This window comes from Shewanella frigidimarina (assembly GCF_003797125.1).
Classification (GTDB): domain Bacteria; phylum Pseudomonadota; class Gammaproteobacteria; order Enterobacterales; family Shewanellaceae; genus Shewanella; species Shewanella frigidimarina.
In genome coordinates this window covers 24,824-49,424 of record NZ_RKKE01000002.1, presented here as the reverse complement: position 1 = coordinate 49,424, position 24,601 = coordinate 24,824, and the positions used below count along the sequence as shown (strand labels likewise).

Here is a 24,601-nt window from a genome sequence, read left to right as displayed (position 1 = left end):
TCTTAAGCGGAGTTGGCGCCATTTTGCTTTTTACGGTCCAAGGCATGAAGGAGTTGGATATGGCAGTCTCAAAACCCAAGTTAGTGGTCGTAGGTAATGGCATGGTTGGTCATCATTTTATTGAGCAACTTTGCAGTTTAGGTCTCAATAAAACGTTTGACGTGCACGTGTTTGGCGAAGAGCCGCGTCCAGCTTATGACCGAGTGCAGTTGTCAAAATATTTTGAGACTGGTAGCGCTGATCTACTGATGTTAACCAGTGCGCAAGATTATCAAGATTGGGGCATTACGCTTCACTTAAACACGCCTATTACGGCAATTGATATTGCCGCCAAAACGGTGACCAGCGCACAAGGTGACCATTATTCTTATACCCGTTTAGTACTTGCAACGGGATCATTTCCGTTTGTACCACCGATACAGGGTAACGATCGTGCTCAGTGCTTGGTGTATCGCACCATTGAAGATCTTGAAGCGATTCAAGCTGCTGCGCAAAACAGTCAAGTTGGGGTGGTTGTTGGTGGTGGACTATTAGGTTTAGAAGCCGCAAATGCCATGATGCAGCTCGGGGTAAAAACCCACGTTGTTGAGTTTGCACCACAATTGATGCCCGTTCAGCTAAATGATAAAGCGGGTGAATTACTGTGCAGTAAAATTGAACAGCTCGGCGTGAGTGTACATACATCAAAAGCCACCACTGCGATCATTGACGGTGAAACGGCAATGCACCGAATGACCTTTAATGATGAGTCTTGTCTTGAAACTGACATGATTGTGTTTTCTGCCGGTATTCGTCCACAAGATTCATTAGCTCGAGTTTCAAATATCTGTATCGGTGAGCGTGGCGGTATTGAAATTGATGACTACTGCTTAACTTCTGCGCCAGATGTCTATGCTATTGGTGAATGTGCATTATGGCAGCAAAAAATATTTGGTTTAGTGGCTCCGGGTTATCAAATGGCCCGTGTTGTGGCGTCGCATATTGCATCATTAGGATCAAATACTGTTTCACAGTCATTTACCGGTGCAGACATGAGCACCAAATTAAAGTTGCTGGGTGTTGATGTGGCCGCAATTGGCGCTAGCCGTGGTTTTGATAACGCCCAGTTTGTTGAGTTATCGGATAACCAGGCGGGTATTTATAAAAAATTATGGTTAGACGAAACCGGTAAATATTTAAAAGGTGCAGTGCTGATTGGCGATAACAGCGATTACAGCCGTTTGCTTGATAGCTATTTGTCTCAAGACGAGATTGAAGGTTCTGCAGTTGAGTTATTGCTAGCCGGTGCTGAAAACGAAGCCGATTTAAAAGACACCTCTATTGTGTGTTCTTGTCATCAAGTGACCAAGGGCGACATTGTTGAGGCTGTGACTGCTGGCAATCATAAAATGGCCGAGATTAAGTCATGTACTCGAGCTGCATCGGGTTGTGGTGGCTGTGCGCCGTTAGTTCAAAAAATTATTGATCAAACCTTACAAGCAGCAGGGCTCGACTTTAATGCTGGGATTTGTGCCCATTTTGATCATGACCGACAAGCCTTGTATCACTTATGCCAAGTCGAAGGCATTAATGATTTCAATACCTTAATCACTCTGCATGGCAAACCTTCAGCCAGTGGTCACGCATATGGCTGTGATATTTGCAAACCTGCAGCCGCGTCCATATTTGCCAGCCTACAAAATCATTATGTGCTGGATCAAAATCTGGGTCATGTGCAATTGCAAGATACCAATGATGCTTACTTAGGCAACATCCAAAAAGACGGCACTTATTCTATTGTGCCGCGAGTCGCTGGTGGTGAAATCACTCCAACTAAACTTATCGCCATGGGCCAAATTGCTCAAGAATATGACCTCTATACCAAGATAACGGGTGGCCAACGTATTGATATGTTTGGTGCAACCTTGTCGCAGCTACCCGAAATTTGGAAAAAACTCATTGATGCTGGTTTTGAAACTGGCCATGCCTATGGCAAATCACTAAGAACAGTTAAGTCATGTGTTGGCAGTACTTGGTGTCGTTATGGCGTACAAGATGCAGTCGGTTTCGCTATCGATTTAGAAAATCGTTACAAAGGCTTACGCAGTCCACATAAATTAAAATTTGCGGTGTCGGGCTGTACTCGTGAATGTGCTGAAGCACAAAGTAAAGACATCGGCATTATCGCAACCGACAAAGGTTGGAACTTATATGTGGCTGGCAATGGCGGCATGCGTCCACGCCACGGTGATTTATTTGCCACCGACTTATCAACTCAAGACCTCTATAAATACATCGATCGCATTTTGATGTTTTATGTCAAAACCGCAGACAAATTGCAGCGTACCTCGATCTGGATGGATTCATTAGAAGGTGGCCTAGCATATTTACAATCAGTCGTTATTGACGATGCGTTGGGGATTAACTCGATCTTAGAGCAGCAGATGGACCATATTGCCGCCACATACCAATGTGAGTGGAAAACCAGCCTTGAACAACCGGCCTTTTTGGCGCGCTTTAATGAGTTTGTTAATCCAAGTGATGCGCCAGAAGCAGATACCAGTGCTTACCAGCGAATTCGTGAGCAACGTTTCCCGAGTATTAAAGACGCAGGGGCAGGAACAATAGCGATTAAAGATATTACAGACGATGCAGCACAACTCGCAGTGGAGGAATTAGCATGAATTGGATAAATGTGTGTAATGAAGCAAGCATGCCAAAAGGCACAGGAATAGCCGCTTGGGTAGCAGGGCGGGCCGTTGCCATTTTTAATTTAGGGGATGACGGTTTATTTGCCCTTGATAACGTTGACCCCGCCAGTGGTGTGAGTTTGCTGGCAAGAGGACTGATTTGTGAAATCGATGGAGAGCTTTGTGTCGCTTCACCGCTTTATAAACAACATTACCGTTTAGATAACGGACGTTGCATTGAAAATGCTGATTTAGTGGTTAAACCATTCGACATTAAAACTGAGCAAGGCAATGTGTTTGTCTTGGCTCAGTCATAAAGGAGCCGTTATGAGTGCTGACAAATTTAATCTGTTTTCTTTTCGCGGCAAGATGAAAATCATGCATTTAAGTTGGATGGCATTTTTTATCACTTTTGTGGTGTGGTTTAACGCTGCCCCATTAGTGAGTGTTATTGCTGACAGTTTAGGGCTGACTACAGCTCAAATTAAAACACTGCTGATCCTCAACGTAGCTCTAACGATCCCTGCGCGGATTATCATTGGTATGGTGACCGACAAATATGGTCCAAGGATTACTTATTCTGCCTTACTAGGGATCTGTTCAATTCCTTGCTTTATGTTCGCGGTAGCCGACACCTTTGAGCAGTTAGCGTTAGCCCGATTTCTGATTGGTTTTATTGGTGCTGGTTTTGTGGTTGGTATCCGTATGGTGAGTGAATGGTTTCCGGCTAAAGAGTTAGGTACAGCTGAAGGCATATATGGCGGATGGGGTAACTTTGGTTCAGCTGCAGCAGCCTTTACGTTACCGGCCGTTGCACTTGCTTTTGGTGGCCCTGACGGATGGCGCTATGCGATTGGCATTACCGGTTTAATGAGTTTGTTGTTTGCGTTTGTGTATTACTTCAATGTGACTGATACCCCAAAAGGTTCGACTTACTTTAAACCTAAAAAGGGTGGCGGCTTAGAAGTCACCAGCAAAAGTGACTATGTGTTACTGATCGTTATGAAGGTACCTATGTATGCCACGTTAGCGTTGTTAGGTTGGAAACTGTCTCCTGCTGGTGTGAGTATGTTTACTCAAGATGCAACCTACCTTATTTATCTTGGGTTGGTGGTGGTGTTTTTGTTCGATTTTTACCAAACGTACCAAGTGAACAAGCACTTGTTTTCAATGGAAGTGCCTGAGTTTGAACGCTATCAGTTTAAGCAAGTTGCTGTTTTGAATGTGTTGTATTTCACTACCTTTGGCTCTGAGCTTGCCGTGGTATCTATGTTGCCACTCTTTTTTGCCGAAACGTTCGAGCTTGGCATGGCACAAGCCGGTATGTTGGCATCAAGCTATGCCTTTATGAACTTAATGTCTCGTCCTGGCGGTGGCTGGTTAAGTGATAAATTTGGTCGTAAAACGACCTTGTTAATATTAACTGCAGGGTTAGCTATTGGTTATTTATCGGTGGCACAAATTGATTCGTCATGGTCATTGCCTTTGGCTGTAGCAGTCGTTATGGCATGCTCATTCTTTGTTCAAGGTGGCGAAGGTGCTGTGTTTGCTGCAGTGCCGCTGATCAAGCGTCGTTTAACAGGGCAAATTGCTGGTATGACAGGGGCTTATGGTAATGTCGGCGCAGTGTTTTTCTTAACTGTATATTCCATCGTGTCTACTCAAATCTTCTTTTATGTGATTGCAGTTAGTGCCGTATTTGGTTTTATTACTTTGTTCTTTATGAATGAACCCAAAGGGCATATTGCTGAAGTCAATGAACATGGCGAAGTTACGTTAATCAGCGTAAGTTAAACTGAAGGCTCAAACCTTGTTTGAGCCTTAGCAATAAAACGTATGTAGGGATCGATATGGCATCTGAGGTTGTAGCGTTAGTTAACCCAAATACCGAAGCGGCATTGCCCTTCGCTACAACCTTGCAACTGGTTGTCGGTCAAGCATCAGAAAAAGGCCGTAAATCACAAAATGAAGATGCCATCGGTATTCGTATTCCATCTGGCTTAGCACTGATAACCAAAGGTGTCGTAAGTGTTATCAGCGATGGCGTCAGTACAGCTGAAGGCGGTGCGCATGCTTCAGCCATTAGTGTGAGTAATTTTCTTGCGGATTACTATTCCACCCCTGAAAGCTGGGGTGTGCAAACATCGAGTTCCAAAGTATTAACGGCTTTGAATCGTTGGTTGTACGGATTAGGACAAGATTATCGTGATGCAAGGCGTGGCTTTGTATGTACTTTTAGTGCACTGGTATTTAAGTCTTGTTCTGTACACATGTTGCATGTGGGGGATTCGCGAATTTATCGCTTTAGGCACGGAGAATTACTGCAATTAACCCACGACCACAGCACCAATATCAATTCATCAAACCAATACCTCACTCGCGCATTAGGAATGGACGTTAACTTAGATGTTGATTACAAAACCTTATCAGTAGAAGTCGGTGATGTGTATTTAATGACTACCGATGGTGTGCATGACGTACTCACTGAATTTGAAATACACCAAAAGCTGACGGTTCTTTGTCAGCAACATTCAATGCTTAGTGATGATTTGTGTGAGCAATTTTGCTTAATGTTAAACAAAAAGGCGTTTGATTTAGGCAGTAAAGATAACCTCAGTTCGCAGTTATTAAGTGTTAGCCAGTTGCCGAAACAAGCTATCGATGATGTGTACCAAAGCTTGTCGAGTCAACCGTTTCCACCACCATTGAGCGTTGGAATGAAGTTAGACGGTTATCAGGTAACCCATACACTTCATCAATCACAACGCAGCCAGGTTTATCGAGTCGTCAATGACCAAGGCGAAGCTTTTTGTATGAAAACCCCTTCTGTTAATTACATTGATGATGCCGCTTACATAGAACGTTTTATGTTAGAAAGCTGGATAGGACAACGTATCAACAGTACTCATGTGGTTAAGGTTGTCGAACTGCAAAAAATAAAGTCTGCTTTGTACTATGTTACTGAATTTTTATCGGGGATAAGCCTAGGTGAATGGTTAACCCAACATAAAAAAGCGCCAGTAGAAGAGGTTTTATTACTGCTAAAACAAATTGAATTAGGGATCAGAGCCTTTCATCGGCGTGAAACGCTGCATCAAGATTTGAAACCGGATAATATTTTTATCACCCGAGAAGGGGTAGTTAAAATCATCGATTTTGGTTCTTGTTATATTAAAGGCGTAGCAGAAATTAGTAGTCCGTTAACTCGAGATCGTATTTTGGGTACAGCCGATTACACCGCTCCTGAAGTTATCTTGGGTTATCAAGCCGATGGCCGTGCCGATTTGTTTTCGCTTGCTGTGATTGCTTTTGAGATGTTGGCAGGACAATTGCCCTTTAAAGGCAAACTTGAGAAATGTCGAACGCGGCAGGATTACCAATGTTTAGACTACATTAGTGTGCACCAATTAAACCCAATGGTGCCAGAGTGGATGGATAACGCATTAAAAAAAGCCCTTAATATTGATCCTAATCTACGCCAAGCAGACACCTGTGAGCTTATTCATCAATTAACCACCGCCAAAGCTAATCAAACAGTAAAAGATTTTGTTCCTCTTATCGCCCGTAACCCTGTGCGTTTTTGGCAAGTGATTTCAATCGCGTTGTTCTTATGTTTAGTGGCTTCTTGGTGGAATAATTGATTATGAAAGTGTTTTTTAAACATAAAGCTTAAAAATAAGTAATAAGTTAATGTGTGTAAGTAAATTAACTTGTTAAAAGTCACTTATTTTTTATGTAATGACTTTGCACATCAAAATGATTATTAATAACCCTATCTATATTAGCAGTGTAATTTATTTAAATAGCACTTATTATATCAATCATCCGCTTATATAAAAATAAATAAAATAGCATCAATTATTTAAGAAGTAATCAATCCATTTAAATAAATGAAAAATCAATGTTGCACGTGTTATTTTTTTAAGTACTAACATAAAATTGATTTAGATCAATTTATTAGCTTGGTTGTCGCAATTAAGTCTGGGTATTAAAATAAAATAACCTATAGGTCTATATTAGTTTAATACTCAAGGTTGATTCGGATGTTATATGGCAGAGCCACAATATCAAAACAATGAATGTAAAAGTTATTAAGCGACATAAATAGAATGTTCTATACGTTTAATAACCCGGGGACATGAATATGACCTTGAACGAGCGTGTACATCAATATTACCTTAATGCAACAACTGGGGTTCTTGCTATTTTCCTGTGTGTTATGTCTTTTCCTAGCCTTGGCCAACATGATTTGAGTGATATAAATGAACTTGCTATAGGTATTAATAATGCAGTCAATGTCACTCAACTTGGTGATGAACTATCCATTAATTTAAATCAAAGCGGGTTCAACAATCAGTTCAATTCAAATCAACTTGGCTACAACAATCAAATCTTTACTCATCAACAAGGCATGTTCAATGGGGTAACTGCATTTCAGTCCGGGGCTGATATTGAAGCTAGTATCTATCAATCAGGGTTTGGTAATCGAGTGATTACCAGTCAAGTAGGAAGCAATTTGCTAACGGATGTGAGTCAAATTGGAACACAAAACTTAGCGATTATTCATCAGACTGGAAGTAATAACACCATTATGATTCAACAGAATGGTTATGGAAGTGCTGTTGGTATTCTTCAATGGGGAACAATGCAAAACGTTAGCGTGACTCAAAGTAATTAATTTGAGTTGTTTAATTCAACCAAATGAAGGGAAATACAAAGATGAAATATTCTAAATTAGCTTTATTAATCTCAGCAGCTTTATTGACCTCAGCTGGAGCGTATGCAGGTGGTAACGAAGCCGATGTTAGTCAAGAAGGAGAGTTAAATACCGCAGTGGTTGTTCAACAAAGCAATAGTGTTGCTAATAGTGCAACTATTGAGCAACTTGGCAATAATAATCTTTCAACTATTTTACAGGCTGAAACGGCAAACTCCCAAGCCTCATCAAATCAAGAGGGAAATGATAATACATCTTTGATTGACCAACATAATGCAACAAGCACAGCTAGCGCATCGGTTAAATCAGTTGGTGATGGTAACAAAGCAGATGTCGCACAAGAATTTTATAATGGTGAAAATGCTCAAGCGACTGTTAATCAAAATGGCAGCGGTAACCTAGCAACCATCACTCAAAATAACGGTGACGGTGCACAGTCTACGGTTAATCAAACTGGCAGCGAGGATACCGCTGAAGTTTATAACCATTGGTCAGATTATGCAGATGCAACCATTAATCAATCAGGTAACTCCAACAATAATGCTTATATTCAACAGGAAGCGTCAGATGCTGCCAGTGCCACATTAACCCAAACTGGTTCAAATAATGACGGTGATATATTACAAAATAATCAGAATTATGGCGGTTCGGGTAGTGATGATACCGTTGGAGCATTAGAGCAAGTCGGTAATGGTAACATTGGTTTAGTTGAACAAGCTGGTTTATCTAACATGGCTGATGTATATCAAAATGGTGAATCTAATGATGCACATGTGACTCAAACTGGCGGTAACCATGAAGCTCAAGTTAACCAATACGGTTTGAATCAAGCTGCTACGGTAATGCAAATGGACTTTGATCATGTTGCAACCGTCAATCAGTCTAATGAAGGCAACACTGCGACGGTGACTCAAAGTGCGTTAACTCTTGGGAATGGCAATGGTAACGGCAACGGTAATTCAGGTACTGGTAACAATGTTACTGTTGACCAAGAAGGTATGAATGATACCGCTACGGTTACACAAGCGGGTTTCTCAAACGAAGCTGTAGTGCTTCAAGGTGAGTTCAGTAATGACAATACGATTGTGATTAATCAATCAGGTCATCATAACTATGCAGGTGCCTCAACTGACTCTGGTGGATTGAGTTCCGTTACAGTGAATCAAACTGGGCATCATAATGAAGTTAATAATAAACCCGATGGTAGTAGCTTTTATGGTGAAGGACTCGGCGCCGGAACATGGGGGGGTGATAATGTCGTTACTGTGGACCAAGATGGCCATCATAACAAGGCCTATGCCGATGCTGCTGATTTGTCATCAATTATTGATATAGACCAGTCGGGACAACATAATGAAGCCTATGCAGAATCTGTGTGGGGCGAAGCTAACGAAATTGTTATCGATCAAACCGGGAGTGAGCATTTAGCTGAGGTATATGTCGATGGCACTGGCAGCAATATGGTTTATGTTACCCAAACCGATATCAATAACTCAGCAGTTGTAAGCAGCATGGGGTTTGGTAATACAGTGACCATTACTCAAGGCATGTAGTACTAAAGTAAAAGAAGGGTGTGTAAGCACCCTCTTTATTTACACATTAGTAATTAAAGATATTGTGCCAATCTTAAAAATCTCACTTTGATATTTTTAAGATTGGCATTTTTTGAAGTCGTAATAGATACATTCGCTGATAGTTTTGCAAGCTCAATATTTAACAACAGATATCAAGGCCCTACGTTTACAAAGTGGAAATTGCACCAACAACCGATAATGTGACACCAAAATCAATTGTCTCAACAGCTCAAGAAAATTTGTTGAACGATCAAAGTTAGCCCGTTGGCGTGTCAATCATACACAACCAGAAACTGATTTAATTGATGGATTCGTCATTGCAGTAAATTCTAAGTAAATGACCTGTATCATGTTGTTTCTATGTTTAATCATTGCTTGAAATAGATGAGTTACTCGTTAGCTTTATACCAATTTTTGATAAATATTTTTACCCGCCCTCAACAGATTTATCAATTGAAAACAGTTACTGCATAGTCCTAATTCGCTATCATTTAATGATTATTTTTTATTTTAATAGTACAAAGGTAGGGGGTGGTAGGTCATTTAGTCTTAAGGTCTATCGCGGTTTAATACTGTGGGTTGATTCGTGCTCAATTGTAAGACGCCATAATATTGACACTATCAATGGCACAGCGATGATTGATGATTTATTCAATTTTTTAGTTAAATTGTCACCAACATCGCACAAGGGGCAGGAAGCATGACCTTGAAAAAGCGTAAAAATAATTATCGCTTAACGGCAAAAGCAGGGGTGTTAACTTTTGCATTGTTCATATCCTCATCTCCTTGTGTTAGCCAAGATATTAGCGATATTGATGAGTTAGCTACGATTGGTAATCAAGCTAATGTAAATCAATTTGGCGATGATATGTTGGTTAATATCAATCAACTTGGTAGTAACAACCATTTTATTTCAACTCAATCTGGCTTTAATAATCAAACTCTCACTACACAGCAGGGCACAAATAATTATGCCATTGCAAATCAGTCAGGAAATGATATTGAAGCCAATATACTACAAGCTGGTTTTAATAATGTTGTTTTACTTAACCAATTTGGTTCTAGCCTGATGGCCGATGTTGGTCAAATTGGAACGGATAATTTAGCCATTATCAATCAAACCGGTAGTGAAAATGCGATTTGGATCCAGCAGTACGGCTCCGGAAATGCTGTAAGTGTGACCCAATGGGGTGTATCACAACATGTTGTTGTGACCCAGGGAAGCTTATCTAACTAAGAGTAAAGGGAAATACGAAGATGAAACATTCTAAATTAGCGTTATTAATCTCAGCAGCGATATTTACTTCAGCAGGGGCTTATGCAAGCGATAGTAATACTGCAAATGTGAATCAGAGTGGTGCGGAAAATTCAGTTGTCGTTAATCAGCAATTAAATAGTACTGATAATGATGCGACAGTTATTCAAAGTGGCGCGAGTAATAATGCATCTGTTAATCAATATAATACCTCAGATTCAGATTCTTTTATAACCCAACAGGGATCATTAAACGAAGGTCATATTGTTCAGCATAATACAACTCAGACCGCAACCGCAACCATTGACACAAATGGTATAGATAACGATGCAAATATTGAACAGCAGTTTAGTAATGGTGCAAATGCGGCAGCAACTGTGCTTCAAATGGGTAATTTAAATAGCGCTGAAATACTACAAGATGATGGTGATGGCTCAAATTCAATGATTGATCAAAATGGTAATGAACATATTGCTGAGATTCGTAACCATTGGTCCGATTTTGCCGATGCTACTATTATCCAAAATGTTGGGGGGGGAAATGATGCTTACATTAATCAAGATGATTCTGATTCAGCAAAAGCATCAATTATTCAAACAGGTGCAGGTAACAATGGTGATGTTTACCAAAATACTCAAAACACTAGTTACAGTGCTAATACAGATGATACTGTTGCAACGTTGACACAAACAGGCAATGATAATACAGGTTATATTGAACAAACAGCTTTATCAAATCTTGCTGATGTTTATCAAAACGGTAATGACAATCAAGCAGATGTTTATCAAACTGGTGAAAACAACGAAGCTGATGTTGATCAACAAGGTGATAATGATACTGCTTATGTAAGTCAATCAGGCCAGGATGGTTACGCTTCTGTAAGTCAAAGTGGGAACACCTTAAATACTGGTTTAGTTTATCAAAGTGGTTTTAGCAATTCTGCGACTATCGATCAAGTCGGTTCGGACCATATGTCAACCATTACCCAGTCTGAATATGACAACGTAGCAAATGTTGACCAAACTAATGTGGATAATAATGCAACTGTTACTCAAAGTGGTTCAGCCTCTGGAATGGGTAATTTAGCAACGGTTATGCAGGACGGTTTAGGTGATAGCGCATTAGTCGAACAAGTTGGTAGTGACAATACTGCAATTGTTGAACAAGGAACAGATAGCCATGATAATGATGTATTCATTTATCAAACTGGTAACGAGAACTATGCTGGCGCCTCAACTGAACTAGGTGGTGATAGCACTGTTACGATTAATCAAGAAGGTAATAATAACTATGTAGGTAATTTGCCAGGAACAAATAATTATTATGGTCCTAATGTAGGCGCTGGAACATATGGTGCTGAAAACGTAATTACCATCGATCAAATCGGTAATGAAAACAAAGCTTATGCTGATTCATCAGACTTTTCATCAGAAGTAGATATCGACCAAACTGGAGATCTAAATACTGCTATCGCAGAGTCTTGGTTAGGTACTGATAATGATATTATGATTTCTCAAACTGGTACATTACATAATGCAGATGTTTTTGTTAATGGTGCGGGTAACAACATGGTATCAATTACTCAAACTGATGCGAGTAATACGGCTAATGTAACTTCAATTGGCTACGGTAACTCAGTTACTGTTGTTCAAGGGATGTAGTACAAAAGTATAATGAAGGGTGCGCAAGCACCCTTTTGACTAATTGTTATACGGTAATCCACTTGCTAAACTTATGAACATTGATACGGACTTAGTATCAATATGATTGCTTTTTCATACCAGAGTTTATTCATACCACATGGAGTGTTAGGAATGTTTAAAGTTGAAAATTGGATGATCGTATCGCGTTCGCAGTTGTTAATCGATTTACTTGATTCTCGCTGGCCACAAGAGTTTTTGGTTAAATTAACTAAGGCTCAGCCAGGTAATATGTCTAAGTTACTTTCCACACAAACCAACTCAATGGTGGTTTTCGATTTAGCAACAATTGATCTTCAGCAAGCATATCAACTACAACGCGTTATTGAACGTGAATATTGTGGTATTCGTACCGTTTTTCTAAATTTCCCTAAACAAGTTGATGCAAAATTTTTAATTCATCCATCGACCACAACAGGTGTCTTCTATACCAATGCTAATTTAGCTGATGTTAGTAGCGGTTTAAATGAAATACTAAAAGGCCGTAGTGTAATCCCTCAAGATCTCTATCAATCGTTAATGAGTGTTAACCATGACGATGACAGTGAGCAACTGACCATTCGTGAACGTGAGGTATTACAAACGTTGTTGTCTGGCAGCACAAATCTCGATATCGCTAATCAACTATTTGTCAGTGAATCCACCATTAAAACGCATCTCTATCGTGCGTTTCGAAAAATTGGTGTGTCTAGTCGTGGTCAAGCCATTGCTTGGGCGCAAACTCATATGCATGAGGTGAGAGTGTGAAATATCCATCAGTGATACTCCTTTGTCTGATGGCTAGTCAGGCAGTTTTGTTAAGTGATGCTATTGCTGATGATCGTAAAGATGTTGACGTTAATGTTCCAGAGTTTACTAAAGCTAATATTGCGCCCACCACAGATGAAGTTATTCCAGAATCCTCCGCTTCAAAAGCTCAAGAGAATTTATTGCATTCAACTGAACCTGTAGTGAGTGTCAGTGATGCAAAACCTAAGCGTGAAGCTGATTTAATTGATGGATTAATCTTAAATAGAGCCATGACAAGATTTGGCCACCGTTTTTATAGAGAATTTGTTAGCGCTTATCGTGATATCAATGGCATGAGCAACCACTCGGGGCTCACTGTTGTAGAGCAAGCCACAGCAAGAAGTGGTAGTAAAATTTTAGTGTTGCATAATCGCAAGCCGGTTTTTGTGACGTTTTTATCCCCAGCATCGCGAAATATTGATGCACAAGCGAACATGGCAGCAAAGCGGGTAAATGCTTCCTTGTTGCAATATCAACAACAGGCAAAATGGGCGGCATTTTCAGACCCCGATCTTGCTCCTGATGAGTTTTAGCAGGGAATGCATATGAAAAAATTATTATTAATCTTATCAATAACATCATTTAGTTTTCCCTTAGCCGCGACGCAACTGGTATATACCCCAGTTAATCCTGCTTTTGGGGGGAGTTACCTTAATGGTAGTTATTTACTGGCGAATGCGTCAGCGCAAAATGAACATCAAGGTGGCTCCTCCTATGTAGCCCCTACAGCGCTTGACAGGCTTGCAAGTTCATTACAGTCACGCTTAATGAGTCAATTGTTTAATGATGCTGCAAATGGTGGTGAAGGTTATTTAAAAACCGATGACTTTGAGATAAATGTGGTCAATGAAGATGGATCGTTACTGGTTCACATCACTGATTTATTAACCGGCGAGACGACCATCATCGAAGTTGGTGGTATTGTCGGCGCATCAACAGGGGGCTAATCATGAAAAGACTAGTGCTTAGCTTATTTATTTTATCTTTGAGCGCGTGTTCATCGATAGAAAGTGAATTCGACGGTATTGAAGCAACCACGAGTTTAATGCCAAAAGGCGAGACTTATTACGATTTAGTGAGTTTACCATCTCCCCAAGGAAGTATGGTGGCTGCAGTGTATGATTTCCGTGATCAAACGGGCCAATACAAGCCGATACCTTCGAGTAACTTTTCAACCGCAGTACCTCAGTCTGGAACCGCTTTCTTAGCTCAGGCGCTCAATGATTCTGCTTGGTTTGTGCCTGTTGAACGTGAAGGGTTGCAAAATTTACTGACAGAACGAAAAATTGTTCGTGCAGGACTCAATGGTGACGCCAGTAAGTTGCCACAATTAAACAGTGCCCAAATTTTAATGGAAGGTGGCATAGTAGCTTACGACACCAATATTAAAACCGGTGGCGCAGGCGCTCGTTATTTGGGGATCGGCGTATCGGGTCAATACCGTGTCGATAGCATAACGGTTAACTTACGTGCGGTTGATATCCGTACCGGTCGATTATTAAGCAGTGTGACAACCACTAAGGCCGTTATTTCAAAAGAAATTACTGCTGGTGTATTTAAATTTATTGATGCGCAAGAATTATTAGAATCAGAAGTGGGTTATACCTCAAATGAACCTGTGAGTTTGTGTATTGCCGCGGCGATAGAAAGTGCGGTCGTGCATATGATTGCTGACGGTATTTGGAAACGAGCTTGGAATTTACTTGATGCAGCATCTGGAGTAAAAAACCCAACATTACAAAAATATTGGTTAGAGGCACATACTGAAAATCAAGTATTAGAACGGATTAAGCAAAGCTAGTCGTATTGATACATTTGTATATTAATAGAGAAGATTAATAAAAAAGGATATCAAATTGATATCCTTTTTTGTTTGCAGTTTTGATTGCGGTTTGTGAACAATATTTAAAATATTCAGTAAATTAACTCTAAAATCAGTGAATTATTTATCCGGATTAACCAAGCCACAATGGTGTTTTAGTCGCATCGTTGATGCTAAGCGAAATCGTGTCTAAAGCCGCTTCACTAATCGTTAATGTTCCTTGCATCAATTCATCTCGTCTAAACCAATGCAAAGTGATTTGTTCGCCAAGGGTTCGACTTTGCAGTTGCTGTTCAAATTGACTCGTTACCTGCAAGTTGTCTGCTGCAATCAATAAATCACCCGCACTTAATCCCGCTTGATGTGCAGGACTGTGTTGGCTAACCGTTAGAATTTTTAACCCTAATGATTCAACTTTTGTTTTAGCGCCAAAACCAATTTTATAACCAGTGGCTTCAGCACCACCCAAATCAGTTGTACCTTCACTGGCCCGTAAACTCATGTCTACACCCACTTGAGCCAGTAATTCTTTTAACGGCAAATCGTCTGTGTTATCGAGATAAGTAAAGATATCGTCACAAGGACGATTTAATAGCGTTTCAACAATCTGTTGATGGCTTGACGATTTAGTACCAACACCCGTTAAACCATATTGTTGCCAAAGTTGACGCATAACATCATCAAGGCTATGTTTTCCTTGGGTTTCAATACGGATGGTTAAGTCTACATACAAGGCAAATAATGCGCCTTTGGTATAATAGCTGACGATGGCATTGGCGGCATTTTCATCTTGCTTATAAAACTTAGTCCAAGCATTAAAACTTGATTGCTTTAAGGTTTGTTTAAAGCGACCTTCGCCTCGGTATACTCGAGTCATAATTTGACTGAGTAAAGTAAGGTAGCCTTTCTCATCAATACACTGAGATTTAAAAGTAATTAAATCATCGTAATATGACGTGATACCTTCGTACGCCCACAATTGAGATGTATAAGACTCTTGTGATAAGTCAAACGGTGTAAACTCAGCAGGTTTGATCCGTTTAACGTTCCATGAATGGAAATATTCATGGCTGCACAGGGATAAATAAGTGCGATAACCTTTATCCACTGGCGTATCTAGTGACAAAGGTAAGTCGTTGCGAGAGCACATTAAGGCGGTTGATGCTTTATGCTCTAAGCCGCCAAAACCATTGTCCAAAACAGTGGTCATGAACACATAACGTTTAAAGGGCGCTGGAGTGCCAAATAAGTCAATTTGATATTCGCAAATTGCTTTAAGGTCTTTAGATAATCGAGCCATATTGGCTCTGTGTTTACCACTGAGTACGATATCGTGTGGAACACCGGCAGCGAAAAAAGTTTCGATGGTTAGTTCACCCATTTCAACGGGATGATCAATTAAGTCATCGTAGTTTTCAGCACTAAACTCACCAAAGCTGAATTGTTCACCAGAGGCTCTAGTCATGCTGGTGGCTAGCGTCCAATGAGCTAATTCTGCAAGTGCAGGTTTGGCAATAGTAACGGTATGTGGTTGATACTCAAGACCATTAGCCGCAAGAAACACACTACTGCCATTAAAAAAGCCATGGTTAGTGTCAAGGTGTGCAGTGCGAACAGACAAATCCCATGCATAAATTTGGTAGCACAAGCTAATGTGACTACCTTGGTTATTCAATTGCCATGTTTGTTTATCTAGTTGAGTCACCGATAATGTTTGTTGGTTTTCTTTGGCATCAATTTCAATAATGTTTTTGGAGAAATCACGGATCATGTAGCTGCCAGGTAACCATGCTGGTAAAGAGAAAATCTGAGATGGATTGGCATTTTTTAGCGTAAAGGTAACTTCAAATAAATGAGCTTTAGGGTCGACCGCATGAATATGATAATGCATAAAGAATTCCGAATGAGTGGCAAGTCGCAATCAAAACGATTGAGCTATAATAACTAATGCTGCCAAAATTGACTCACTTAAGCAAACGAATCCCATTTTAGGCAAAATATTACCCATAAAAAGCGTTTTTACTGGAGTGATAGTTCAAAGAGTTGATAGTATTATCAATAGCATCAATGCAGTTATCTAATGAGGGCACCCAAATGGCCGAAGAAACCATATTTAGCAAAATTATCCGCCGTGAAATTCCAGCGGATATTTTATACCAAGATGAATTAGTCACCGCATTTCGGGATATTACTCCGCAAGCTCCTACGCATATTTTGATTATCCCTAATCATTTAATCGCGACAGCAAATGATGTTAAAGCGTCTGATGAAAAAGCATTAGGACGAATGATAACAGTAGCTGCCAAACTTGCTGATGAAGCCGGTATTGCAGAAGACGGTTATCGCTTAATAATGAATTGCAATAAACATGGCGGTCAAGAGGTGTACCATATTCATATGCATCTTTTAGGGGGTAAACCATTAGGCCCAATGTTGAGTCGTGGATAATGAAAATTAACAGTGATTTTTTTCCGTTAACTGAAGTTGCTACACGCTTTGTCAACCAGTTGGCTCAGTGCCGTCGTTTAGGGCTTACTGTGCAAGAAGCCAGCGAGCATCACGTGTTAATTGAGTTGCCTTACAGTCAAGATATTATTGGTTACCCAGACACCGGAGTCATTCACGGTGGGGTGATCACAACCTTGATCGATACCGCTTGTGGCACCGCCGTGGTATGCGCCATTTTGAAAAAGTACCAATCGTTAGAGTTGTCTCCAACATTGGATTTACGTGTCGATTACATGAAACCTGCCGAGCCTCATAAGTCAGTTTATGCCTTTGCTGAATGCTATCGTTTATCGTCAAGCGTTGCCTTTACCCGCGCGATAGCATATCAAGACAGCATTGATGAACCTATCGCTCACGCGGTGGGATCTTTTATGCGCATTAGTCCAGAAATGGTCGGCGAAGAGTTTCGTCAAGTGTTAATGGGTAATTTACCGGGGGCGACATCATGAGCGAGCCAACCCAACTAGATACACAAAAGGCTTTAGATGTTCAAGATGTGGTTAAACGTGCCATTGAACTGAATGATTATAGTTACTTACTTGAGAAAGTACCTTACTCACAATTTATTGGCATGTCAGTGGCCCGTTTTGGTGATGAAATGGTATTTAGACTGCCAGCTAAAGATGACAACATTGGTAATCCGATTTTACCTGCGATACATGGTGGAGTGATTGCTGGGTTTATGGAAATGTCAGCAATTGTGCAATTAATGGTATTTATGCAAGCCAAAAAAGTGCCTAAAATCGTTGATTTTTCAATTGATTATTTACGCGCAGGTTTACACCAAGACACATTCGCAGAATGTAAAATTACTCGCCAAGGCCGCCGTGTGGCTAACGTCAGTATGAATTGTTGGCAAACCAACCGTAAACAATTGATAGCCACAGCTAGAGCACATTTTTTGCTAGATTAAATCAACGCTTTACATTAACAGCAAATAAGGGAATAGCATGAAAATAACGTCAATCTTTGTGTTCGCATCAGCACTGTTGCTTAGCGCCTGTGCGCATAACACAGCAGGTATTTCGGTAGATTCAAGTGGGCAGGTTAGGGTCGATAACAGCTCTTTTGCCAGCGATGTCAATGTTGTGGATATTTCATCGGTCATGGTTGCTGATTTAATCAAAGCATCGGCGTTAATTCAAAGTAAATCGAGCATAGACTTACGTCTGCAATATAAATTCACTTGGTACGATGCCAGCGGATTTACAGTTGAGGATGAAGCAAGCAGTTGGAAGTCTGTTAAATTACATGGTAAACAGCAGTTGCAAGTTGGTGCAGTCGCGCCTAATTCACAAGCTACTCGATTTGATATTTATGTACGTGAAGCTTTCTCCAATTAAGCGCCACAACATGAAGTTTGAAGATACATGATTACTGAGATTTAACATAAAGTTAATCAATTACATCGTTGAGTTATCAAATTGTATAGCTGCTCGTGTATTCATGTTGAAGTTAGTTTATAATCGTGACCGCCAAGGGGTGTTCAGTAAAACCTGAACTGAGATGTCTGTATGACGAACCCTTAGAACCTGATCCGGCTTATACCGGCGTAGGAATGGGCCACACTATTATTATGTGCACCTCTTATTCGCTACTCTTGCCGGATCTCAAAATCACTATTTGAGGTCCTATGTTCACGAAAAATTCTACTAGGTTACACCAAACACCTATTGCCTTAGCGGTAATGGCGGCATTAAGCTCGCCTATTGTTATGGCTAAAACGGCCGATGTTGAAAATGTCACTCCTGAATATGAAAAAATGGAAGTGATTGTTGTTAATGCTGACTTTAGTAATATTAGCCTTGATAAAATGCCGTCAAGCGTGACGGTTATTGATGCCCAGCAATTAGAAGACGAAGGGGCACAACATTTTGAAGATGTGCTCAATTCTATTGCAAACTTTAACTGGTCTGGTGGCAGTTCTCGTCCTAAATACTTCCAAATTCGTGGTGTCGGTGAACAAGAACAATATCAAGGTGCACCCAATTCATCTGTTGGCTTTGTCGTTGATGATATCGATTTGTCTGGCCTTGGCATGGTGTCGAGTATGTACGACATGCAGCAAGTTGAAGTATTGCGCGGTCCACAAGGCACCCAATATGGAGCTAATGCGTTAGCTGGATTAATTTACTTAAAAAGTAATGATCCTACTGAATCATTTGAACATGGCGCAAAAGTCAGTTTAGGTGACGACAACCTTCGCACGCTTTCAGGCTTTAGTTCGGGTCCACTCAATGATTCGGGTAAATTGCTCTACCGTGTATCACTAGAACAACACAATCAAAATGGCTACCGTGATAACCTTTATCTTAACCGTGATGATACTAATGAGCGCGATGAGTTAACGGCGAGAGCTAAGTTCCGTTGGTACGCTACAGACGATCTTCAAGTTGATTTAACCTTATTACATGCCAATTTTGATAATGGTTACGATGTATGGACATTAGATAATAATCGCAGTAACACCTTAACTGACCAACCCGGTATCGATGCACAGAAAACCACAGGAGTAGGAGTTAAGTTTATTTTCACGGGTATGCAAGCATTTGACTTCACATCATTAACATCATTTGCGCAAACTGATCATCACTATGCTTATGATGGTGATTGGGCCAATTCGGATTATTGGGCGAGTAAAGCATGTACTGTATATGACGATGCAGGAGCGGTGTCAGGTACTGAGCCGTGTGTTTATGATTACACCTGGGACAAAAAGGGCGATCGTAAAACCTTAACCCAAGAGTTCCGTTTATCATCCAAAGATGCAGGACGCATCTTCGCCGGTAGTACCGACTGGTTGTTGGGTGTATACGCGATGAATTTAAAAGAAGATAACGACTTATACTCAGAATACAATACCTGGCCAGATGAAGTATTGCAGTCAAATTACGACGCGACAAACTATGCCGTATTTGGTCAGCTAGATAGCCATTTAGGTGATGATTACTTATTGTCGGCAGGGTTACGCTTCGAGCGCCGCGATAGTGATTATAGCGACAGCAATAAAGATGACTTTGCCCCATCAGAAGATATGTGGGGCGGCCATATTGCGTTGTCAAAAGTGATTAATGCTAATCACAATGCTTATGCTCGTGTCGCCCGCGGTTATAAGGCGGGTGGTTTTAATATGACACTGCCTGCTGAATTGTCTGACAAGAAACAGTTTGACACTGAGATTTTATATAACTATGAAGTTGGCTTAAAATCGAGTTGGTTTGACGGAAAAGTGGATTCTACCTTGGCGCTGTTTTATATGGACCGCCAAGACCAACAAGTTGCCGCATCTTTACAAGACCCTGATAGCCCGCAGCGTTTTATTCTATTTACCGAAAATGCCGGTAGTTCAAGTAACTATGGCGCAGAACTCGATGCAAAATGGTATTTGACAGAAAATATTGAATTTTATGGTAGTTTCGGTTGGTTAGAAACTGAATATGGTCAATATCAATACAGTGACAAATACGGATCTACCATCGATTTATCTGGACGCGATTTAGCGCATTCGCCTAAATTTACTTACAGTGCCGGTATGACCTATGTTGCTGATTCTGGTTGGTTTGCAAACGTGAATGCCAGTGGTAAAAGCCAGTTTTATTATTCTGACAGCAATGAATCGCAGTCAGAAGCCTATACCATTTACAACGCCCGCCTAGGTTATGAAACGCCAACATGGTCGGCATATTTATGGGGCCGTAATTTGTTTGATGAACAATATGGTGTGCGAGGCTTTTACTTTGGCAACGAACCAGATCAAGATTGGGCAGATAAGCAATATATTCGTTACGGTGATCTGCGCCAAATGGGTGTGACATTAGAAGTTAAATTTATGTAATGACACAAAACCGCTGCAACCACAGTTGTAGCGGTTTTAATTAAGGAATAAAAAATGAAGTTAACTGCAGAGATCAGCATGTATCCGTTTAATGAGAACTATCTTGATCCTATTCAATGGTTTATCGGCAGAGTGGATAGTTATGACAATATTCAACGAGTGACAAACGCGATGGCAACCCAAGTCTGTGGTGAATATACAGATGTGATGTCGATGTTAGCCGTTGAAATGCAAGCTGCACACCAAAAGTGGGGTAAAGCTGTTTTTGTGTGTAAATTTATTGGTGGTGAGCTCGACCTTGCTCACAGCGAATAACCACAATGAATGATCTATTTATAACGCTACAACAAGCTTTTAGTGAAGCGTCATTAATGACGTTTTGGGAGGCTGTTGCCGTTATGCTAGCGCTTGCTTACTTAATTCTTGCTATGCGGACTAACATTTGGTGTTGGTCCGCAGCATTTATTAGTACCGCCATTTATACTGTACTATTTTGGAATGTATCGTTATTGATGGAGTCAGTTCTTAATATTTATTATATGGGGATGGCGGTTTATGGGTATTGGCTATGGTTGCACGTGCCACCTTCTGAGCAAAGTAATTTGCACAATTCTGAGCCGCATAATGGTACTCAGCACAACATTGAAACCAATCATCTTAATATTACCAGTTGGTCATTTGGGACTCATGCTTGGCTCATCGGCGCGACATCATTAGTGTCTATACTGGTGGGATATTTAATGGCTCATTACACGTCGGCAGCATTTCCTTATGTCGATGCGGCAACCACTTGTTTTGCTATCGTTACAACCTATCTAGTGGCGAAAAAAGTGCTGGAGAATTGGCTCTATTGGGTTGTCATTGATTTTGTGTCTATTTACCTTTACTTCCAAAAAGGCTTAATGCTGACATCGGGTTTGTTTGTTTTATATGTCGCGATGGCGGTTGGCGGATACATGATGTGGCGTAAGAAATACCGCCATCATATAATCACGCAACACAATACAAATCAAGAGGTGGTTGGTGTATAGCCAACCACCATGCCATTTCATTAGAGTAAATATTTGATGTCCAAGCCGCTGTTATCTCTACCTATCGATGTGCTTAATATAATCAGCAAAGCCATGCCTACCACATTGTTTCAACAGCTCGCTACACAGTGTACCGAGGTGTCTTTTCTTAACACAGGGATTAGCAATGTTAATATTAAGTTATCTTGTGAAGATGGAGATAAGGTTTTAAGAGTGAATCAACCCCACAGTAATTGGTGTGATAGATCGCTTGAAGTTGAATGTTGGCAAGCCGCAATAGTGGCTAACATTGCACCAGTATTGATTTGGGTCAGTGATGATAAGCAAGTGTATCTGAGTGAGTTTATTCATCAACCAGAGACAGACTGGTCGATATTTGCCTCAATGCGCAGTCACTTATCGCTTGGGCAATCTACAAATCAATCCATTTCGGCTGTCGACGCAGTTCCTTTGCTTAGCGCCTTATTCTGTAAACTCAGTACGCTGCCAGTGCCTAATAAAAGTATTACAGTGACTGAGCAGTGGCAACAATACGCATATCAATTGGATTCATTAACTGAATCACAAATTGATCCGCAATGGCATGATGCGTGGCAGCAATTGTTACGCTTAAATGGGCTTGTTCGGCACTGGTTATCGCAGTTAGAAGCCTGTGTGTTGCTGCCCACTTTTTGTCATCGAGATTTAACTCCGCACAATTTACTGCTTAGCGGCAGAGCCCCTCATCAACTGTTTTGTATTGACTATGAATATGCTGTGGCGAGTCATCCGTTGTTCGATTTAGCCAGCGTTGTGGCCAGCCATCAGTTATCAACGATACAAGTGAACCAATTAATCGATAACGTGATTATGCAATATTGTCAGGCTGCTAGTCTTACTGATGTGGCAGCGGCAAAAGCTGCATTACCCGCCGCAATAAACTGTTTTTGGTTGTTTTCAGCCATGTGGGCATTATTAATGGCAGCCAAAGAACCACAAAAAGTCACACAATACTTACAATATTTTACACATTACTTTACATTAATCACTTGCTAATATGCTCCGATAACGTACAAGGTTCTTATAAAGTATAAGTATTGATAAAGGAATTATCTGTGTCTAAAAAATTGATTATCCTACTGTTTAGTTGCCTACTTTTTGTTGGCTGCTCAACCAAAATAAGTTATTTTTTTCTGGATTGGGCAATAGAGTGGGAAGTTGAAGAATACGTAGAGTTAACCTCAGATCAGCAAGACAAATTTGATGTCATTATTGAATCGTTTTTAGTTTGGCATCGCCAACAAGAATTGCCGCGGTATCGTGATCAACTGTCTTTGTTATCAACATTGACTAATCAACAAACAATGACCCCAGAGCTATGGCTTAATCAAGTGTCAATGGCAAAGGCACATTGGCACCGTATTTTTGATTTTGTCATGCCTGAGCTGCTACCCATTATGGCGAGTTTATCCGATGAACAAGTTAATCAGGTACTGGTGCAGCTTAAAAAAGAACAACAAGAATTAATTGAAGAATATGCCGGTAAAGATCAAGCTGAATTGATAAAAGACTCCGATAAAAGAATTGCCAAACAATTATCTGAATGGACTGGCGACGCTACAGATGAACAAAAAAGTATTATTCACCAAGCTAATACAGAACGTTTAGCCACGTTAGACATGTGGCTTGAGTATCGCCATGAATGGCTAAGTCAATTTGAACAAGCGCTGAAACGCCGTCAGCAAACTGACTACTTTACCCAACAAATGAAGTTGTTAATGATCTCGCCTGACGAGCTAAAATCTAAAGTTTATCGCGATAATGTAGATGAAAATACTCGAAAGTTTGGTTCAATGTTAATTGCGATTAATAAAACATTTAGTCAAAAACAACGAAAGCACTTCGACAAAAAATTAGCTGAATTAGTAGAAGATTTAACTGAACTACACTTAGACAAATAATATCTTTTTTTTTCAGTTAGGCTTCAAAGCTGAAATATTTTTAATCTTCAGCGGGTCTATTACTACAACAACGATTTCAGTCAGGATTATTTATGCAGACACTAAGTGGATTATATCAGCAGTTTTTAAATGTGATTAAACATACAGAAGGCTTAGCTGCCTTAATGTTAAGGCTTTATCTTGCGCCAGTATTAATGCAGGCTGGTTACAACAAATTGTCACATTTTGAAGATACCGCAGCATGGTTTGGCAATCCCGACTGGGGACTAGGTTTACCTATGCCTGAAGTCATGACAGCGTTAGCAGCAGGCACTGAATTGTTCGGTGGTTTTTTACTGCTGATAGGTTTAGCCACTCGACTCGTTGCGTTACCGATGATGGTCACCATGTTAGTTGCTGTTTTTGCGGTGCATTTACCTAATGGTTGGTTGGCAATTGCTGACCCAAGTTCGTGGTTAGCGAATCAGCAAGTGTTGGCTTCAGCAGAAAAGCTATCTGCAGCGAAATCTATTTTACAAGAACATGGTAATTATGAATGGTTAACCAGTTCAGGTAATTTTGTTATTTTAAATAATGGTATTGAATTTGCGATGACGTATTTAATCATGTTACTGGCATTATTTGTAATTGGTGGCGGCCGTTATACGAGTGTTGATTACTTTATAGGGCGTCGGTTGTTAAAGTAACCTTGTTTGCATAATCTGAACTCAGAATACCAAAGGATTGTTTGAGAGGTATTTGTTATTACGAGTTTAGGTTAC

General features: G+C 40.4%; 23 protein-coding genes and 1 riboswitch. Of the genes, 22 read left to right on the top strand and 1 reads right to left on the bottom strand.

All coding sequences use genetic code 11. From position 1 onward, the window contains the following. Positions 1–59: 59 nt before the first annotated feature. From nirB to EGC86_RS05190, 12 genes are all read left to right on the top strand, one after another. Positions 60–2,663 (top strand): nitrite reductase large subunit NirB, encoded by a 2,604-nt coding sequence (gene nirB / locus EGC86_RS05245; protein ID WP_123776870.1) that lies wholly within the window; start codon positions 60–62, stop codon positions 2,661–2,663. After that, positions 2,660–2,986 carry a nitrite reductase small subunit NirD gene (gene nirD / locus EGC86_RS05240; RefSeq protein ID WP_102036736.1) on the top strand — a complete coding sequence of 109 codons (327 nt, stop codon included), beginning with the start codon at positions 2,660–2,662 and terminating at the stop codon, positions 2,984–2,986. The genes nirB and nirD overlap by 4 nt, the downstream gene beginning before the upstream one ends. A gap of 10 nt (positions 2,987–2,996) precedes the next feature. Beyond that, entirely contained in the window at positions 2,997–4,463 is a 1,467-nt protein-coding gene (locus EGC86_RS05235; RefSeq protein WP_011636982.1) for a NarK family nitrate/nitrite MFS transporter, read from the top strand. 56 nt (positions 4,464–4,519) lie between these two features. Continuing rightward, positions 4,520–6,310 carry a bifunctional protein-serine/threonine kinase/phosphatase gene (locus tag EGC86_RS05230; protein WP_123776869.1) on the top strand — a complete coding sequence of 597 codons (1,791 nt, stop codon included), beginning with the start codon at positions 4,520–4,522 and terminating at the stop codon, positions 6,308–6,310. 503 nt (positions 6,311–6,813) lie between these two features. Further along, entirely contained in the window at positions 6,814–7,347 is a 534-nt protein-coding gene (locus EGC86_RS05225) for a curlin (RefSeq protein WP_165872353.1), read from the top strand. Between the two features lie 41 nt (positions 7,348–7,388). Further along, a complete protein-coding gene (locus EGC86_RS05220; protein WP_165872352.1) occupies positions 7,389–8,939 on the top strand; it encodes a curlin in 1,551 nt (516 codons plus the stop codon). A 721-nt stretch (positions 8,940–9,660) separates the two neighbouring features. Next, positions 9,661–10,197, top strand: coding sequence for a curlin-associated protein (locus EGC86_RS05215; protein ID WP_011636986.1), 537 nt, complete (start codon positions 9,661–9,663; stop codon positions 10,195–10,197). 20 nt (positions 10,198–10,217) lie between these two features. Then, on the top strand, positions 10,218–11,876 hold the full coding sequence (locus tag EGC86_RS05210; RefSeq protein ID WP_123776866.1) for a curlin: 1,659 nt from the start codon (positions 10,218–10,220) through the stop codon (positions 11,874–11,876). Positions 11,877–12,029: 153 nt separating this feature from the next. After that, a complete protein-coding gene (locus EGC86_RS05205) occupies positions 12,030–12,662 on the top strand; it encodes a LuxR C-terminal-related transcriptional regulator (RefSeq protein WP_011636988.1) in 633 nt (210 codons plus the stop codon). After that, positions 12,659–13,237 (top strand): curli production assembly/transport protein CsgE, encoded by a 579-nt coding sequence (locus tag EGC86_RS05200; RefSeq protein WP_244262860.1) that lies wholly within the window; start codon positions 12,659–12,661, stop codon positions 13,235–13,237. Before EGC86_RS05205 ends, EGC86_RS05200 begins: the two co-directional genes overlap by 4 nt. Positions 13,238–13,249: 12 nt before the next feature. Further along, complete coding sequence (locus tag EGC86_RS05195) at positions 13,250–13,651, top strand: curli assembly protein CsgF (protein WP_123776865.1); 402 nt, start codon at positions 13,250–13,252, stop codon at positions 13,649–13,651. A gap of 2 nt (positions 13,652–13,653) precedes the next feature. Further along, positions 13,654–14,505, top strand: coding sequence for a CsgG/HfaB family protein (locus EGC86_RS05190; RefSeq protein ID WP_011636991.1), 852 nt, complete (start codon positions 13,654–13,656; stop codon positions 14,503–14,505). A gap of 154 nt (positions 14,506–14,659) precedes the next feature. On the opposite strand, the gene EGC86_RS05185 is transcribed toward EGC86_RS05190, so the two are convergent. Next, complete coding sequence (locus tag EGC86_RS05185) at positions 14,660–16,417, bottom strand: M61 family metallopeptidase (RefSeq protein ID WP_123776864.1); 1,758 nt, start codon at positions 16,415–16,417, stop codon at positions 14,660–14,662. Between the two features lie 203 nt (positions 16,418–16,620). Here EGC86_RS05185 and hinT point away from each other — a divergent pair, with 203 nt between their 5' ends. From hinT to EGC86_RS05135, 10 genes are all read left to right on the top strand, one after another. Continuing rightward, positions 16,621–16,974: a purine nucleoside phosphoramidase gene (gene hinT / locus EGC86_RS05180; protein ID WP_102037414.1), complete on the top strand. Its 354-nt coding sequence runs from the start codon at positions 16,621–16,623 to the stop codon at positions 16,972–16,974. Beyond that, positions 16,974–17,483 carry a PaaI family thioesterase gene (locus EGC86_RS05175; RefSeq protein WP_011636994.1) on the top strand — a complete coding sequence of 170 codons (510 nt, stop codon included), beginning with the start codon at positions 16,974–16,976 and terminating at the stop codon, positions 17,481–17,483. The genes hinT and EGC86_RS05175 overlap by 1 nt, the downstream gene beginning before the upstream one ends. Beyond that, a complete protein-coding gene (locus EGC86_RS05170; protein ID WP_011636995.1) occupies positions 17,480–17,947 on the top strand; it encodes a PaaI family thioesterase in 468 nt (155 codons plus the stop codon). The genes EGC86_RS05175 and EGC86_RS05170 overlap by 4 nt, the downstream gene beginning before the upstream one ends. 37 nt (positions 17,948–17,984) lie before the next feature. Then, a complete protein-coding gene (locus EGC86_RS05165) occupies positions 17,985–18,377 on the top strand; it encodes a YcfL family putative periplasmic lipoprotein (RefSeq protein WP_123776863.1) in 393 nt (130 codons plus the stop codon). A gap of 125 nt (positions 18,378–18,502) precedes the next feature. Further along, positions 18,503–18,610, top strand: a riboswitch (TPP riboswitch). Positions 18,611–18,667: 57 nt separating this feature from the next. Further along, positions 18,668–20,869, top strand: a complete 2,202-nt coding sequence (locus EGC86_RS05160) for a TonB-dependent receptor (RefSeq protein ID WP_123776862.1) — start codon at positions 18,668–18,670, stop codon at positions 20,867–20,869. 54 nt (positions 20,870–20,923) lie between these two features. After that, positions 20,924–21,184: a YkoF family thiamine/hydroxymethylpyrimidine-binding protein gene (locus EGC86_RS05155; RefSeq protein WP_011636998.1), complete on the top strand. Its 261-nt coding sequence runs from the start codon at positions 20,924–20,926 to the stop codon at positions 21,182–21,184. A gap of 5 nt (positions 21,185–21,189) precedes the next feature. Then, on the top strand, positions 21,190–21,900 hold the full coding sequence (pnuC, locus tag EGC86_RS05150) for a nicotinamide riboside transporter PnuC (protein ID WP_011636999.1): 711 nt from the start codon (positions 21,190–21,192) through the stop codon (positions 21,898–21,900). 36 nt (positions 21,901–21,936) lie between these two features. Next, complete coding sequence (locus tag EGC86_RS05145) at positions 21,937–22,935, top strand: phosphotransferase (protein ID WP_123776861.1); 999 nt, start codon at positions 21,937–21,939, stop codon at positions 22,933–22,935. A gap of 59 nt (positions 22,936–22,994) precedes the next feature. Next, entirely contained in the window at positions 22,995–23,840 is an 846-nt protein-coding gene (locus tag EGC86_RS05140; protein WP_123776860.1) for a DUF6279 family lipoprotein, read from the top strand. Positions 23,841–23,932: 92 nt separating this feature from the next. Beyond that, positions 23,933–24,526 (top strand): HvfX family Cu-binding RiPP maturation protein, encoded by a 594-nt coding sequence (locus EGC86_RS05135; protein ID WP_123776859.1) that lies wholly within the window; start codon positions 23,933–23,935, stop codon positions 24,524–24,526. Positions 24,527–24,601 lie beyond the last annotated feature (75 nt).